Genomic DNA, 13,955 nt, shown 5'->3' on the forward strand with positions numbered 1-13,955 from the left:
CGGATTATCTACTGAAAGATGATCCGCTGCAGATCATTCTCCCCGGGTGCCGCAGCGTCGAGTCGTCCGCCGGCCACGGCCGGTCCCTGAGCACCATGCCGCCGACCCAGCCACGCCCCACCGACAACCCGGCCGCACTCGCGCAAAGCCTTGGCCCCCGGCAACGGCAGCCGGCGCCATAGCGGAAGAACGACGTCCAGCTTGCTCCCAAGGGCACTGTCGCAAAGCCGCGAGTCGGGGCGCGGGCGGCGAGGTTGAGTTGCTCGCATGACTGTCACAGCAGCGCGTACGCCGACCGTCCGGTGGCTCGGAGTGGTCGCGGTGACGCTGGGGATCTTCGCCATCGTCACCACCGAGATCCTGCCGATCGGACTGCTGACCCCGATCGGCAGCGACTTCGCCCTGACACCGGGCCGCACCGGCTGGCTGATGACCATGCCCGGCCTGGTCGCGGCCGTCGCCGCACCGGTCGTGACAGTCGTAACAGCCCGGCTCGACCGGCGCCTGATGCTGTGTGCCCTGATGGTGCTGCTCGCCGCGGCCGGCTTCCTCGCCGCGGCCGCTCCGGTCTACTCGCTCGAACTGTTCGCCCGCTCCCTGGTCGGCCTGACCATCGGCGGCTTCTGGTCGATCGGCGCCGGCCTGGCCGGGCGACTGGTCCCTGAGCAGTGGACCGTACGCGCGACCGCAGTCATCTTCTCCGCGGTCCCACTCGGCTCGGTGCTCGGCGTACCTGTGGGGACGTTCGTGGGTGAGCTGGCAGGGTGGCGTACGTCGTTCGTCGCGCTCGGAGTGCTCTCACTGGTCGTGCTCGCCGCGCTCTACATCACTGTCCCTCCGCTGCCGCCGTTGCAGGTCACGCGGCCCGCCGTACTGCGGGATGCGCTGCGAGGCAGTCGGAACGCACTCATCGTCACCTGCCTGATCGTGACGGCGCACTTCGCCACCTACACCTACGTGACGCCTTTGCTGCGGGACGTCGTACGGCCGGAGCTGATCGGGGTGTTCCTGTTGATCTACGGCGCCGCCGGCCTGGTGGGGAACCTCGTGGCCGGTACTGCGGCCGCCCGCAACCTCACGCTCACGTTCGCCGGCTGCGCTGGTCTGATCGCGACGGCAACGCTGCTGATGCCTGTCGTGGGTCGCAGTACGGCGGGAGCCCTGCTGCTGTTGGTGGTGTGGGGACTCGGGTACGGCGGGATCCCGGTGTGCTCGATGAGCATGTTCGCGAAGGCCGCACCGCATTCACGGGAGGCTGCGACCGTACTCTTCACCTCGTCGTTCCAGGCAGTGCTGTCGATCGGGGCGTTGCTGGGCGGACTGGTGGTCGACGCGTGGTCTGTATCGGCGGCGATGGTGTGCGGCGGGGTGGGCGCAGCACTCACGGTCGGCGTGCTGCTGTGGTCCAGAACACAGGAGGTGCCGGGCACGTAGCATCGCGGTTGTGGCGAGGACTCAGACCGATCGGTGCCCTGGTGTGCTGGCGGTACACCAGGCAGCCGACGGCGGTCTCGCGCGGGTGCGGATACCGGGTGGAGTGCTCAGCGTTCAGCAGCTCGAGGTGCTCCGGTCGGCCACGCGAGAGCTGGGCGACGGGCGACTGGAGCTGACCTCGCGCGGGAACGTGCAGATCCGCGCGCTAAGGCCAGACGGACCACGCGAGCTGTCGGACCGGCTCTACGCGGCCGGACTGCTGCCGTCGCTGACGCATGAGCGAGTCCGCAACATCCTCGCGTCCCCGCTCTCCGGTCTGGACCAGGAGTCCCGGTACGACGTACTCCCGGTGGCTGCCGCGGTCGACCGAGAGCTCCGCGCCCGCCCTGCGCTGGCCGAGCTGCCAGGCCGCTTCCTGTTCGCCTTGGACGACGGTCGCGGTGACCTGGCCGGCGTGCGGGCTGATGTCTCTGTCCGAGCGATAGACGACCGCGAGGCCCTCCTGAGCGTCGGTACCCGCGGTGTCCGGGTGCGGTGGAGTGATGCGGCCGGCTTCATGGTTGCAGCAGCTGAGGCGTTCCTGGCCGAGCGCGACGCCCAGGAGTGGCGGATCGCGGAGCTAGAGGACGGCGAGAACCGAATCCTCAGCCGGCTCGAGCTGCAGCCGACCGAGGACCTCCCGACGACGAGCACCACGGTCGCGGCGGGTCGGCACGGGTCTGCACTCGTGGTGACTGTCCCACTGGGAAGCCTCACCCAGGAACAGGCTGGTGTGCTCACCGAGGTTGCTGACGAGGTCCGGCTCACGCCATGGCGGTCGGTTGTGGTGCCGGTGGTGTCGACCGAAGAGCTGGAGCGGGTTGGGTTGGTTACTACCGCGGACTCGGTCTGGGAGGGTGTGACGGCGTGTGCGGGGCGGCCGGGGTGCGGGAAAGCCTTGGCGGATGTTCGGGCGGACGCCTGGCGGGTGGTGCCGGGGATGGAGCGGGACGGGCGCCGGGTGCATTGGTCGGGGTGTGAGCGGCGGTGCGGGAAGCCGGCCGGGGACTTTGTGGATGTGGTTGCTGTGGGCAATGGATATCTGGTGGACGGGGAGCGGATATGAGCGGGTTCGAGTACGTGCGGGACGGCGCGGAGATCTACCGGCGGTCGTTCGCGACGATCCGGCGTGAGGCGGCACTTGGCGAGCTTCCGGCCGACGTGGCGCAGGTCGCCGTACGGATGATCCATGCGTGTGGGATGACCGATCTGGTCGCGGACCTAGCCTGGTCGCCGAATGTCGTCAAGAACGCGCGGGCTGCGCTGCAGGGTGGCGCGCCGATCCTGTGTGACGCGCAGATGGTGGCGGCCGGCATCACCCGGCGCCGGCTGCCCGCGGACAACCAGGTGATCTGCACACTCCAGGATCCGAGGACTGTCGAGCTGGCGCACGAGTTGCGGACCACCCGGAGTGCCGCGGCGGTCGATCTCTGGGATGAGCACCTCAGCGGCTCGGTCGTTGCTATTGGCAACGCTCCGACGACCCTGTTCCGCCTGCTCGAGCTGCTGAAGGACGGCGCGCCGCGGCCGGCCGCGATCCTCGGGATCCCGGTCGGGTTCATCGGCGCGGCGGAATCCAAGGACGCGCTGGCGGCGAACGAGTTCGGGCTGGAGTACCTGGTAGTGCGCGGACGTCGCGGTGGGAGTGCCATCACCGCCGCGGCTGTCAACGCGATCGCAAGCGAGGAAGAATGATGGGCGACCGCATCGGACGGTTGTGGGGTGTCGGGCTGGGACCTGGCGATCCGGAGCTCGTGACGGTGAAGGCGGCCCGGCTGATCGGTGCCGCCGAGGTGATCGCGCTTCACAGTGCGCGTCACGGCCGGAGCATCGCGCGAAGTGTGGCAGCGCCGTACCTGAGGGAAGGTCAACTCGAGGAGCACCTGGTCTACCCGCTGACGACCGAGACCACTGATCATCCCGGCGGCTACCAGGGCGCGATGGACGACTTCTACGCCGACTGCGCCGCGCGGCTCGCCGCGCATCTCGAAGCCGGCCGCGACGTCGTCGTACTGGCCGAGGGCGATCCGCTCTTCTACGGCTCCTACATGCACATGCACAAGCGGCTGGCCGACCGCTACCCGTGTGAGGTCGTCCCCGGCGTGACCTCGGTGAGCGCGGCGGCCGCCGTACTCGGACGGCCGCTATGCGAGCGGGACGAGATCCTCACCGTGCTGCCCGGGACCCTGCCACCGGACGTCCTCGCCGACCGCCTCCGCAGCACCGACGCTGCAGCGGTGATGAAGCTCGGCCGGACGTTCCACAACGTCCGCGAGGCCTTCGAGCTGGCCGGACGCGCCGACGAGGCCTGGTACGTCGAACGTGCGACAACCGACGCGCAGCGGACGGCTCCCCTCAACGAGGTGGACCCGAACGACGTCCCGTACTTCTCCCTCGCCCTGCTCCCGAGCCCGATCAACAACACCTTCACTCCCCCGGCGCCCAAAACCGCCACGGACGGTTCGGTCACCGTGGTCGGCCTCGGACCGGCCGGGCCGGAGTGGATGACCCCCGAGGTGCGCGCCGCGATCGCGGGGGCCGACGACCTGATCGGCTACGGCCCGTACGTCGACCGCCTGCCGGACCGCGCCCGTCAGCGCAAGCACGGGTCGGACAACCGGGTCGAGTCCGAGCGGGCCGCGTTCGCCCTCGACCTGGCGCGCAAGGGCTCGACCGTGGTCGTGGTCTCGTCCGGTGACCCCGGGGTGTTCGCGATGGCCAGTGCGGTCACCGAGGTCGCGTCGGCGCCCGAGTACGCCGATATCGCCGTACGCGTGCTGCCCGGCATGACCGCGGCTCAGGCCGTCGCCAGCCGGGTCGGAGCACCGCTCGGGCACGACTACTGCGTGCTGTCGCTGTCGGACCGGCTCAAGCCCTGGAAAGTCATCGCCCAGCGGCTGACGGCGGCAGCTCGAGCGGACCTCGCGATCGCGATCTACAACCCCGCCTCGAAGTCCCGCACCTGGCAGGTGGCCGCGACCCGTGACCTGCTGCTCGAACACCGTTCCGCGGACACTCCGGTCGTCATCGGCCGCGACGTGGGCGGCCCGCAGGAAGCTATCACGGTCACAACCCTGGCTGAACTGGCCCCGGAGGCAGTTGACATGCGGTGCCTGCTGCTGGTCGGCTCGTCGCAGACCCGCACCGTGCCCCGCCCGGCCGGCCCCCTGGTCTTCACTCCGCGCCGCTACCCGGCGACAGTGAGTGAGTCCACGCCAGGGGCTGGTTAAATCCGCCCTCCGCCTGTGTCAGACGCGCTCCGGCGGGGTAGACACCGCGCGAGGCTGACCAGTGAGGAGAACAGCGGACATGGCCCAGCAGTACGGCGAGGCCGCCACGATCACGACGCCCGACCCCGAAACGACCAGCACGCAGCGCTACGAACAGATGCGAGAGGCGGCAAACCGCGCGATGAGCACCATTTCGATCCCCGCGGACCAGGCACCGACGACGGGGACCCAACCACCGGCGACGGGGACCCAGCCAACGACGACGGGGACACTCCGGACGCCCGCCAGCTGGACGGCCGTTGAGCCGGACGTAGACCCGGAGCTGCTGTCCTACCGCGGCTTCAAGTTCGGTGCGGCGTTCTTCGGGTGGCTGATCGCGATCGCCATGTCGGTGCTGCTGCTCGCCGCCGTCTCCGCGGCGGCCCTCGGCACCGCGCAGGTCCTGGACTACACCAGTACCGACGCGAAGGCCGACCCCGGCGCAGCGGCCATCACCGCTGCGGCTGTCGCCGTCTTCATGCTGAGCCTGGCCTTCTACGCCGGTGGGTACGTCGCCGGCCGGCTCGCTCGCTTCGACGGCGGACGGCAGGGCTTCGGCGTCTGGATGATCGCGCTGCTGGTCTCGGTCCTCGCGGCCGGCGGAGGCGCGCTACTGAACAACCAGTACGACCTCATCGCCGACATCAACCGGCCGGACGTGGCGCTGTCCAACGACACGCTCACCATGGGCGGAATCATCGCGGCGGCGACGCTGGTCCTGCTGACGCTGATGTTCGCGATCCTCGGTGGGAAGGCCGGCCAGCGGTACCACGACAAGATCGACCGTTTGCTCGACTAGCGGGCAGTTACCACCTCACCACGCATGGCCAGCGGTTTCGCGGGTACCGGACGGGTGCACGGGGCCTGCCGGTGAGGAGAACTGACGATGGTCCAGCACTACCGTGACGACACGGATACACAGCAGCTCGACGAGACCCGCACGCTGCGCCGCGCTGAGCACGAGCAAGAGACCCAGCCGACGCACCGAGCGGACGTCCGGACTTCGGCCGCCACTGAGGTGGACCCGGCGTACCGGGGGTTCAAAGGCGGTTCCGCGTTCTTCGGCTGGCTGGTCGCGATCGGACTGATCGCCCTGCTGACCGGAATCGTCGGCGCCATCGCGGCCGGCGTGGACTACGCGACCCCGATCGACTGGACCGCGGCCAAGGCCGACGCGGGCACGATCGGCGTCGTGTCCGGCGCGGTCCTGGTCGTGATCCTGGCGATCGCCTACTACAACGGCGGGTACGTAGCCGGCCGGCTGGCCCGGTTCGACGGTGCCCGGCAGGGCTTCGGCGTCTGGCTGATCGGCGTACTCGTGACGGTCGTCGTCGCGGGCATCGCGGCACTGGCCGGCTCGCAGTACGACGTCCTGAACCGGGTGGATCTGCCGTCACTGCCGATCGCGGTCCACACGCTGACCGCGGGCGGACTGGTCGCCCTCGCGGCGGCTGTCGTGGTCACGCTGCTGGCCGCGCTGGTCGGCGGCAAGGCCGGGCAGCGCTACCACCGCCGCATCGACCTCAGCGGCGACTGACAGCAGGGACCAGACCCGGACGGCGGATAGCTCCCATCCGCCGTCCGGGTCTTCCTTGCCCGAGGTGCCGGCGCCGTGCAGGATGCCGGACATGTCAACCCGTACTGCGCTCGTCGTCGGAGGCACGAGTGGGATCGGCGCGGCCACCGCGCTGCGGTTCGGCGCCGACGGCGCGACCGTGATCGCCGCCGGCCTGGGCGGCTCGGAGGCCCCGCCGGAGCTGCGGAGAGTCGCCGACGTTCGCGAGCTCGATCTGCGCGAGCCGCACGCCCTCGAGAACCTGATCGAGTCGCTCAACGGCCTCGACGTCCTGGTGAACGCGGCCGGCATCATCCGGCGAGGTGACGAGCACCGGCCAGACGTGTTCCGCGAGGTCGTCGAGATCAACCTGACCGGCGCGATGCGAGCGGCCGAGGCGGCGCACGACCTGCTCTCCGCGAGCCGGGGCTGTGTCGTCAACGTCGCGTCGATGCTGAGCTACTTCGGTGGTCCGCTCGTACCGGCGTACAGCGCCAGCAAGGGTGGGATCGTCCAGCTGACCAAGTCGCTCGCGGTCGCGTGGGCCGCGGACGGCATCCGGGTGAACGCGGTCGCGCCCGGCTGGATCGCCACCGACCTGACCGCCGCGCTGCAAGCCGATCCGGTCGCCTCCGACCGGATCCTTTCCCGGACGCCGATGGCCCGCTGGGGCACGCCCGCCGAGGTCGCCGGTGTGATCGCGTTCCTCGCCGGGCCGGACGCGGGGTTCGTCACCGGCACCGTCGTACCCGTCGACGGCGGATACCAGAGCATGTGAAGGAGCAGTCGATGATCCCGGTTTCAGCAGGTGTGCCCGCGGAGATCGCCGTACCGGCGGTGCCCGAGGACGAGCGGCTGTGGGTGCCGCAGACGCCGGACGTATGGTTCCGGCCGTTGATGCTGAACACGGTCACCGGTCAGTGGTGCAACCTGCTCAAGGTCACCCGGTCCGGCATCGTGTCCCGGCACCGGCACCCGAGCGCGGTCTTCGGCTATGTGATCAAGGGCAAGTGGCAGTACGACGAGCACGGATGGGTCGCGGAGACGGGATCGTTCGTGTACGAGCCGCCGGGCGAGATCCACACGCTGCGAGTGCCCGAGGACTGCACCGAGATGATCACGTTCTTCAACATCTCCGGCGCGATGATCTACGTCGACGACGAGGGCAACCAGACCGGGTACGAGGACACGTTCACCAAGATCCAGCTCTGCCGCGACCACTACGGGTCGAACGGGCTCGGAGCGGACTACGTCGACCAATTCATCCGCTAGCCCAGGTCGGGCGCGGGTACGGCGCGGACCGCGGTGATCACCTGGTCCAGCGCCGGGGTGCGCGGCCGGTCGCGGTGGACGAAGAGCGCCACCTGCCGCTCCACTCCTGAGTCGCTGATCGGGACCAGGCGTACGCCGGTGAGGTTGGCGGTGGTGACCGCGAGTGCGTTGGTGACGCCTGTGCCCAGACCGTGGCGGACCAGCGAGAGCAGGGTTTGCGGCTGGTTGGTGCGGAAGACACTCTCCGGGTTGAGTCCAGCGGAGGCGAACGCAAGGTGTGACTCGAACTGGCGGACGCCCGAGGTTTCTCCGATCGAGATCAGCGGCAACTCGGCCAACTCCCCGAGGCTGACCTCGGGCGCCGCGGCCAGCGGGTGGCCATCCTGGAACACGGCGACCAGCGGCTCGGTCCAGAGGATCTCATGCTGCAGCGACTCCGACGCCACCAGCGGATGGACCGGCCGGATCGCGAGGTCGACGTCACCCCGCCCGAGGGCGCCTTCGAGGTCGATGCTCGGCCCCTCGACCAGATGCAGCCTGATCTCCGTGGGCAGGCGTCTTACCACTTGAGGGAAGAGCCAGGCCGCGGCGCTCGGGTAAGTGCCGAAGCGGACCTCGCCCCCGGCAGACGCCAGGTCGTTGAGTCGGTTGAGGATCTCCTCGGCGTGCGGGACGAGTGCACGTCCTTCCGGAGTAAGTCTGGCCGGGTGGGTGGTGCGGTCGAAGAGCTGCACACCGAGGGCCTTCTCCAGCTCGGCGATGTGTTCGCTGATCCGCGATTGGGAGCGGAAGGTCGCCTTGGCCGCGGCCGAGAACCCGCCGTGGCGGGCGACGGCGACGAAGCTGACGAGCCAGTCCATCCGGAACCCGTACGCCGCGGTGAGATCCATGGCATCACGCTAGCCGGGAAGACCGCGGCCGGTCCGGACGTTGACCTCTGATGTGCTCGAGGTAGTGGTGATCGGCGCCGGCCAGGCCGGCTTGTCGGCTGCGTACCACCTGGTGCGGCTGGGCTTCACGCCGTACGACGAGGTCGTCGTCCTGGACCGGAACCCGGAGCCGGGTGGGGCGTGGCAGCATCGGTGGGACTCGCTGACCATGCACGACGTGCACGGGATCGCGAACCTGCCGGGCGTGCCGGTGCCGTCGAGCGCTGGGCCGGAGCGGGCGAACGCGTTTGTGCCGTCATACTTCGCGGACTACGAGAAGCGGTTCGAGTTGCCTGTGGTGCGGCCGGTGACGGTGTCGAGCGTGCAGGCCGTGGACGGCGGGTTCGAGGTGCGGACATCTGCCGGCAGCTACCGTACGGCGGCTCTGGTGAACGCGACGGGGACATGGAACCGGCCGTTCATTCCCTGGTATCCGGGGATCGAGACCTTCCGTGGGCGGCAGCTACACACGGCCGACTACAACGGGGCCGCCGAATTCGCCGGACAGCACGTGCTGGTCGTCGGCGGTGGTGCGTCGGCGGTCCAATTGCTCGCGGAGATCTCCGAGGTCGCGACGACCACCTGGGTGACGCGGCGGCCGCCGGAGTGGCGGACCGGTGAGGATTTCAATCCCGAGTACGGCCGCAAGGTGGTCGCGAAGGTCGAGGAACGCGTCCGGGCGGGCCTGCCGCCGAGAAGTGTGGTGAGTGTGACGGGCCTGCACCTCCGCGAGCAGGAGCAGGCTGCGTGGGAGCGTGGCGTCTACACCCGGCTCCCGATGTTCACCCGCATCACGCCCGACGGCGTCGAGTGGGCCGACGGGCGTTCGGAGCACGTCGACGCGATCCTCTGGGCTACCGGCTTCCGCGCCGACCTGGCCCACCTCGCTCCCCTCCACCTCCGCGAGACCACTGGCGGCATCCGGATGAACGGCACCGCCACCGTCCTCGATCCCCGCATCCACCTGGTCGGGTACGGTCCGTCTGCCAGCACCATCGGCGCCAACCGAGCCGGCTTCACCGCCGCCCGCGACCTCCGCGACCTCCTCAAACCCGAGGTCAGACCCGACCGGGCAGTCGCGTCGTGATCTCCTGGACCAGCCACGTGCTCACGCGGTGGCTACCTGATCCCGGGCGGCGGTCGGTTCGGGCCAACAGGGGTGCCGTCGGACGGCGATCGGGAGAAGCGTGCCGGCGGTGAGAAAGATGGTGGCTGTGAGCAACCATCCGGGCCAGCCCCAGGTGACGGCGATGGTGGTGAGAATGAGTGGAGCCATGAGATCGCCGACTTGGTGACCCATCGCGTACGCGCCTTGGTACTGGCCCTGGGCACCGGGCGGGGCCAGCTCGAAGCTGATCCCCCACCCCCCGGCGGACTGCAGCATCTCGCCGAGAACGTGTACCAGAGCGGCCGCGATCAGCAGGCCGACGGTGATCGCTCCGGACGTGATGTCGGTGAGGGCCAGGACCACACACGCGGCGGCCAGCAGAAGGCCGGCCCGGCGCCCGGCGCGGGCGGCGCCGGGAAGGCTTTCGGTTCCGCGGGCGACCCGGATCTGGAGCAGGACCACGGCGACGGAGTTGATCACCAGCAGCACCGAGATCAACCACCGCGGCGCGTCCGTCGCGGTCGCGACCCACAGCGGGATCGCGATCTGCGCCATCGCGTTGTGCATGCTGAGTACGCCGTCCAACGCGACGAAGACCAGGAACGGACGGTCCTTCAACGCGGTCGACGCGGCCGGACCAGTTGCCGATGGCACCCTTTCCACCGCCGGCAGGCCGAACCGGACCAGGGCGGCGGTGGCCAGGTACGTCACCGCGTTCACCAGCAGGGCGACGACGTACACCTCCCGCCGGTCGACCGCGAGCACGATCCCGGCCAGCGCCATCCCCGCGCCCATCCCGATGTTGGTCGTCACGCGCAGGATCGCCCGGGTCCGCACCCGCTGGTCGGCCGGGGACAGGCCGGCGATCAGCGCGCCCTTCGCGCCCCGCTGGCCGGAGTCCGCGATCGCGGTGACGCCCGCGACCACGACGTACGGAACGAACGAACGGACCTGCGTCAGCGCACTCATCGTGATCGCCTGGAGGATGAGGAAGCCGACGTACGCGCGGTTGGGCCCGAGCCGATCGGCGACGACACCGAGCGGGGTGCTGGTCACCAGCCCGACCAACCCGGCCACCGTGAGACCGACGCCGACCTGCCCGACCGAGAGCCCGGCTGCCCTGGTCAGGTAGAGCGCGCCGACAGCCGCGTACACACCGTTCCCCAGCGTGTTGACCAACGTTGCCGCAATCAACCGGCGCACGGCCGGCGGGAGAGATCCAGTCACCCCCTAACCCAACGTCCATCTGCCTGATTCGGCCGTTGGACTGACAGATCCCGTCAATCCACCAGCCCGCCGGTCTAGTTCTTCGGGCGGCAGACCTCGCCCTGGATCTCGGTGACGAAGTGGTCGGTGTCGAAGTGCTGGTTGAGGTAGGTGAAGCCGGTCGCGTCTTGGTATCGGCCGGTGCCGCCGGCGAGCTCCCGCGACGACGGCAGCACTGTTCCCGCAGGCAACACGTCGGCGCTGATCCGCTCCTGCAACTGCGCATAGATCTGCTCCGCCAGCCCACCTTCCTCCCGCAACCGCAGATGCAGATCCATTCCGGCATTCTCGCCAAACCCCGGCTCACGGTGGCGCGGCGGTTGGGCTGCCACACTGGCGAGTCATGGAGATCAAACACCGGATGATCGTCTTGGACGCTGCCGACATCGATGCGGTGAGCACGTTCTGGGCCGGGTTCCTGGGTGGCACCGTCGAGAAGTGGGGCGACCGATGGCACTCGATCTGGGTCGACGGCGAGTGGGCGCTGGGTGTCCAGTCAGCTCCGAACCATGTGCAGCCGGACTGGCCCGATGGTGCTCCTCAGCAGATCCATTTCGACTTCTACTTCGAGGGCCTCGAAGCCTGGGACGCTGCCCATGAGCGGGTGACCGGCCTGGGTGCTCGCCTGCTGAAGGCTACCGACGATCGCACGGCTCCCCGCGGTATCCAGGTCTACGCCGACCCGGCCGGCCACCCGTTCTGCCTGTGCTGGGTCCCCGCGGCCGACTGAATCAAGCGTCGGACCCCGCTTCGATCGCGTCGAGGTCGCGGACGGCGAAACGGTGGTGCTCCCACTCCTCCTCGAGGATCACGTGCAGGCACGAGAGGACTGTCTCGGCGTGGTCGGGGGCGTGCGGATTCCGGCGCGTCTCGGCCAGCACCTCCGGTGTGACCGTGGCAATGAAGTCGCTCACCATCGCGACCCGACCCGCCCGGACCTCGAGCACCTCGTCGTACGACGGTCTGTCCGTTGTGGACTCCGACCCGTCCACGCCGTCGGCCTCGATGTCTCTGTCCGGTTGGCCGATGGGATGGAACGGCTGCTCGATCTCCAGAACCGCCTTGCCCAGCCACATGTCCGTCGCATGCACCAAGTGCCGCAGGGTCTGCGCGAACGACCACTCCCCGTCCACCGACACGTCAACCATCCCGGCCGGCATCGCCGCGGCACGCTCGAGCGTCACCGCCCAGGTGGACTGGAGCAACCTCCAGGCCGCACGCAGACCATCCGGATCCCCGGCCTGCCGGTCCGCGCGACCGGGAAAGCGCCGGTTCAGCTCAGCCTCGACGAACGAGATCACGTCGACACCATTGATCCGGAAGAACTCACCCTCGCCGAGCCACGGCGCATCGATATCCGTCCGCGCCACCTCGACCCCGCGCATCACCACCCCGGACAGATCACTCTCCACAAACCGGGCACCACTCAGATCCACACCGACGAACTCCGCCGCCTTCAGGTCATCAGACCGGCCGAAAGTTGCCATGACTTCTCCTCCTCGAGCACCCAGTTGCCGCAAGCTAACACGCGCCTCCGACAGTCTCCGCTCTCATTCCCAAGGCACGAGGAACCGTTGATAGTCGGTGAAGGGGACGAAGCCCATCCGTCGGTAGACCGGAGCACCAAGCTCGGTGGCTTGGAGTACGACGATGTCGGCTCCGTACTCGAAGCCCATTCGTGCGACGGCCCCGGTCACGAGCGTCCCGAGCCCCCGGTTGCGCGCTGCGGCCGTGGTCGCCACCCAGTAGATACCGGCGGCGCGCCCGCTGTGGATGACCATCGCGCAGGACACCGGTGTGCCGTTCACCCGGGCGACTACGGCCGCCACGTTCGGCGTCAACAACGCGCCCGGCGACGCGAAGTGGTCGACCGCTCCGACATACCGGCCGCCATCGCGGAACACACTCCGATGCACCGCGACGAACTCGTCCACGCCGGAGCGATCCATGACCTGAAGCAGCTCAGTATCACGGGGTACGGCGGGCGCGGGTGGCGGCGTGTGCAGCGCCATGCCGAGCGCGGTGGATTGAAGCAGAAGCCCCTCGGTACGGGCTTGCGCAGCCAAGTCATAGTCGCGATGGGTGTCCGCCCACAGCACGATGGCCCGACCGTGCGCCCTACCGAAGGCACGCGCCTCGTCCAGGACCCGACGAGGGTCGGTGTCGGGTGCCACGCGCAACGCTGCGTTGTGGAACGCTCCGACGAAGTTGGTCGCGGAGGCGACAAGAAGAGTGCCAGCGCGCCGACTCGAGAGCGCGCGGTCGCCGTATCGAGCGAAGTGCTCGACCGCGTCCTCGACATTGCGGTCTGCGGCCGCGCGGAGGTGCAGTTCGTCCATCACCGTTGCATCCAACACAACCCCGCGGCTCCGCCGCCACTCCAGGCTCCGACCCCGAAGCCCACCCCGGCGGCCTGCAAAGCGCTTTGGACCAGGCGAAATGACCACGAGCCAGGTTCGGGGTTCACCCCTGATCTGGTCCCAGCACCCCCGGAATGCGGTGGGCAGAAGGGTGCAACTGCGAGGTTCTCCGGCTCGTCTGCTGGATGTGGGTGGTTTCGGAGCGCGTTGCGTGGTGCCCCTGGCCGGTTCCCGCTCCGTCCCGCCTCACCCGTGTGGGAGCGGTGCGGACAGTCGACGGTCGGCCGCTGTTGATCGGCGGGGGTTTATCGGGGGAGCGTTACCCGTCTGGATCGGCACACCTGGATCGGCAGGCCAGACTCCCCCGACCCCGATCGGACCGGAAGAGAGGGGGCAGGCCACGGGTCCGTGGCGCTGCAGGGTGTGGACACGGAGATACCGGCCCCGGGGTGCGCCCCGTTCTCTTCGGTGGAGGGTTTTCTGCCGGTTTGGGGAGGGTTTTCGTCCCGCACCGGGGTAAAACCCTCCTCGCACCAGGACACAGACCCACCGAACCCCATAGACCAGGTGATGGACGATTGCGTGAGCCCAGGTCGGCCACACGTCGTGTCGAAAAGTCCGCTGTACCGCGACCGCACCCTCCCGCGGGACACCACCCCACCCACACACCAGTCAGGAGAGCCGGTTCTCCCCTGAAATTGACCCGGGGCGAAAGGCAAGTTC

The 13,955-nt window shown here is 69.2% G+C and carries 15 protein-coding genes; 10 read left to right on the forward strand and 5 right to left on the reverse strand.

Translation table 11 applies throughout. The annotated features are described in order from the left end of the window. Positions 1–267: 267 nt before the first annotated feature. The 8 genes from OG558_RS43570 to OG558_RS43605 all read left to right on the forward strand — a co-directional run bounded on the left by OG558_RS43570 (position 268) and on the right by OG558_RS43605 (position 7,569). Complete coding sequence (locus tag OG558_RS43570) at positions 268–1,434, forward strand: MFS transporter (protein ID WP_405068269.1); 1,167 nt, start codon at positions 268–270, stop codon at positions 1,432–1,434. A 10-nt stretch (positions 1,435–1,444) separates the two neighbouring features. Then, on the forward strand, positions 1,445–2,539 hold the full coding sequence (locus tag OG558_RS43575) for a precorrin-3B synthase (RefSeq protein ID WP_405068270.1): 1,095 nt from the start codon (positions 1,445–1,447) through the stop codon (positions 2,537–2,539). After that, a complete protein-coding gene (locus OG558_RS43580) occupies positions 2,536–3,168 on the forward strand; it encodes a precorrin-8X methylmutase (RefSeq protein WP_405068271.1) in 633 nt (210 codons plus the stop codon). Before OG558_RS43575 ends, OG558_RS43580 begins: the two co-directional genes overlap by 4 nt. Beyond that, complete coding sequence (locus OG558_RS43585; RefSeq protein WP_405068272.1) at positions 3,165–4,703, forward strand: precorrin-2 C(20)-methyltransferase; 1,539 nt, start codon at positions 3,165–3,167, stop codon at positions 4,701–4,703. Before OG558_RS43580 ends, OG558_RS43585 begins: the two co-directional genes overlap by 4 nt. Before the next feature lie 79 nt (positions 4,704–4,782). Then, positions 4,783–5,541: a hypothetical protein gene (locus OG558_RS43590; protein ID WP_405068273.1), complete on the forward strand. Its 759-nt coding sequence runs from the start codon at positions 4,783–4,785 to the stop codon at positions 5,539–5,541. A gap of 87 nt (positions 5,542–5,628) precedes the next feature. Further along, positions 5,629–6,279: a hypothetical protein gene (locus OG558_RS43595; protein ID WP_329480281.1), complete on the forward strand. Its 651-nt coding sequence runs from the start codon at positions 5,629–5,631 to the stop codon at positions 6,277–6,279. Positions 6,280–6,370: 91 nt separating this feature from the next. Further along, positions 6,371–7,075 carry an SDR family NAD(P)-dependent oxidoreductase gene (locus tag OG558_RS43600; RefSeq protein ID WP_405068274.1) on the forward strand — a complete coding sequence of 235 codons (705 nt, stop codon included), beginning with the start codon at positions 6,371–6,373 and terminating at the stop codon, positions 7,073–7,075. A gap of 11 nt (positions 7,076–7,086) precedes the next feature. Continuing rightward, positions 7,087–7,569 (forward strand): 2,4'-dihydroxyacetophenone dioxygenase family protein, encoded by a 483-nt coding sequence (locus OG558_RS43605; protein ID WP_405068275.1) that lies wholly within the window; start codon positions 7,087–7,089, stop codon positions 7,567–7,569. On the opposite strand, the gene OG558_RS43610 is transcribed toward OG558_RS43605, so the two are convergent. Beyond that, positions 7,566–8,459: a LysR family transcriptional regulator gene (locus tag OG558_RS43610; RefSeq protein WP_405068276.1), complete on the reverse strand. Its 894-nt coding sequence runs from the start codon at positions 8,457–8,459 to the stop codon at positions 7,566–7,568. The genes OG558_RS43605 and OG558_RS43610 overlap by 4 nt on opposite strands. Positions 8,460–8,499: 40 nt before the next feature. Between OG558_RS43610 and OG558_RS43615 the strand changes: the two genes are divergently transcribed. Further along, positions 8,500–9,585 (forward strand): FAD-dependent oxidoreductase, encoded by a 1,086-nt coding sequence (locus tag OG558_RS43615; RefSeq protein ID WP_405068277.1) that lies wholly within the window; start codon positions 8,500–8,502, stop codon positions 9,583–9,585. Positions 9,586–9,606: 21 nt separating this feature from the next. Here OG558_RS43615 and OG558_RS43620 read toward each other — a convergent pair whose 3' ends face one another. Further along, positions 9,607–10,833 carry an MFS transporter gene (locus OG558_RS43620; protein ID WP_405068278.1) on the reverse strand — a complete coding sequence of 409 codons (1,227 nt, stop codon included), beginning with the start codon at positions 10,831–10,833 and terminating at the stop codon, positions 9,607–9,609. 74 nt (positions 10,834–10,907) lie between these two features. After that, positions 10,908–11,150 (reverse strand): hypothetical protein, encoded by a 243-nt coding sequence (locus OG558_RS43625; RefSeq protein ID WP_405068279.1) that lies wholly within the window; start codon positions 11,148–11,150, stop codon positions 10,908–10,910. Positions 11,151–11,215: 65 nt separating this feature from the next. On the opposite strand from OG558_RS43625, the gene OG558_RS43630 reads away from it, so the two are divergent. After that, entirely contained in the window at positions 11,216–11,602 is a 387-nt protein-coding gene (locus tag OG558_RS43630; RefSeq protein WP_405068280.1) for a VOC family protein, read from the forward strand. Between the two features lies 1 nt (position 11,603). Here OG558_RS43630 and OG558_RS43635 read toward each other — a convergent pair whose 3' ends face one another. Then, complete coding sequence (locus OG558_RS43635; protein ID WP_329480293.1) at positions 11,604–12,359, reverse strand: DinB family protein; 756 nt, start codon at positions 12,357–12,359, stop codon at positions 11,604–11,606. A gap of 63 nt (positions 12,360–12,422) precedes the next feature. Further along, a complete protein-coding gene (locus OG558_RS43640) occupies positions 12,423–13,211 on the reverse strand; it encodes a GNAT family N-acetyltransferase (RefSeq protein ID WP_405072293.1) in 789 nt (262 codons plus the stop codon). Positions 13,212–13,955: the final 744 nt, after the last annotated feature.

Origin of the sequence: Kribbella sp. NBC_01510 (genome assembly GCF_045040325.1) — a bacterium.
Taxonomy (GTDB): domain Bacteria; phylum Actinomycetota; class Actinomycetes; order Propionibacteriales; family Kribbellaceae; genus Kribbella.

Coding starts and splice junctions, on each gene's coding strand:
- OG558_RS43570 (WP_405068269.1), top strand. CDS start 268: ATGACTGTCACAGCAGCGCGTACGCCGACCGTCCGGTGGCTCGGAGTG.
- OG558_RS43580 (WP_405068271.1), top strand. CDS start 2,536: ATGAGCGGGTTCGAGTACGTGCGGGACGGCGCGGAGATCTACCGGCGG.
- OG558_RS43585 (WP_405068272.1), top strand. CDS start 3,165: ATGATGGGCGACCGCATCGGACGGTTGTGGGGTGTCGGGCTGGGACCT.
- OG558_RS43590 (WP_405068273.1), top strand. CDS start 4,783: ATGGCCCAGCAGTACGGCGAGGCCGCCACGATCACGACGCCCGACCCC.
- OG558_RS43595 (WP_329480281.1), top strand. CDS start 5,629: ATGGTCCAGCACTACCGTGACGACACGGATACACAGCAGCTCGACGAG.
- OG558_RS43600 (WP_405068274.1), top strand. CDS start 6,371: ATGTCAACCCGTACTGCGCTCGTCGTCGGAGGCACGAGTGGGATCGGC.
- OG558_RS43605 (WP_405068275.1), top strand. CDS start 7,087: ATGATCCCGGTTTCAGCAGGTGTGCCCGCGGAGATCGCCGTACCGGCG.
- OG558_RS43610 (WP_405068276.1), bottom strand. CDS start 8,459: ATGGATCTCACCGCGGCGTACGGGTTCCGGATGGACTGGCTCGTCAGC.
- OG558_RS43625 (WP_405068279.1), bottom strand. CDS start 11,150: ATGGATCTGCATCTGCGGTTGCGGGAGGAAGGTGGGCTGGCGGAGCAG.
- OG558_RS43630 (WP_405068280.1), top strand. CDS start 11,216: ATGGAGATCAAACACCGGATGATCGTCTTGGACGCTGCCGACATCGAT.
- OG558_RS43635 (WP_329480293.1), bottom strand. CDS start 12,359: ATGGCAACTTTCGGCCGGTCTGATGACCTGAAGGCGGCGGAGTTCGTC.
- OG558_RS43640 (WP_405072293.1), bottom strand. CDS start 13,211: ATGGACGAACTGCACCTCCGCGCGGCCGCAGACCGCAATGTCGAGGAC.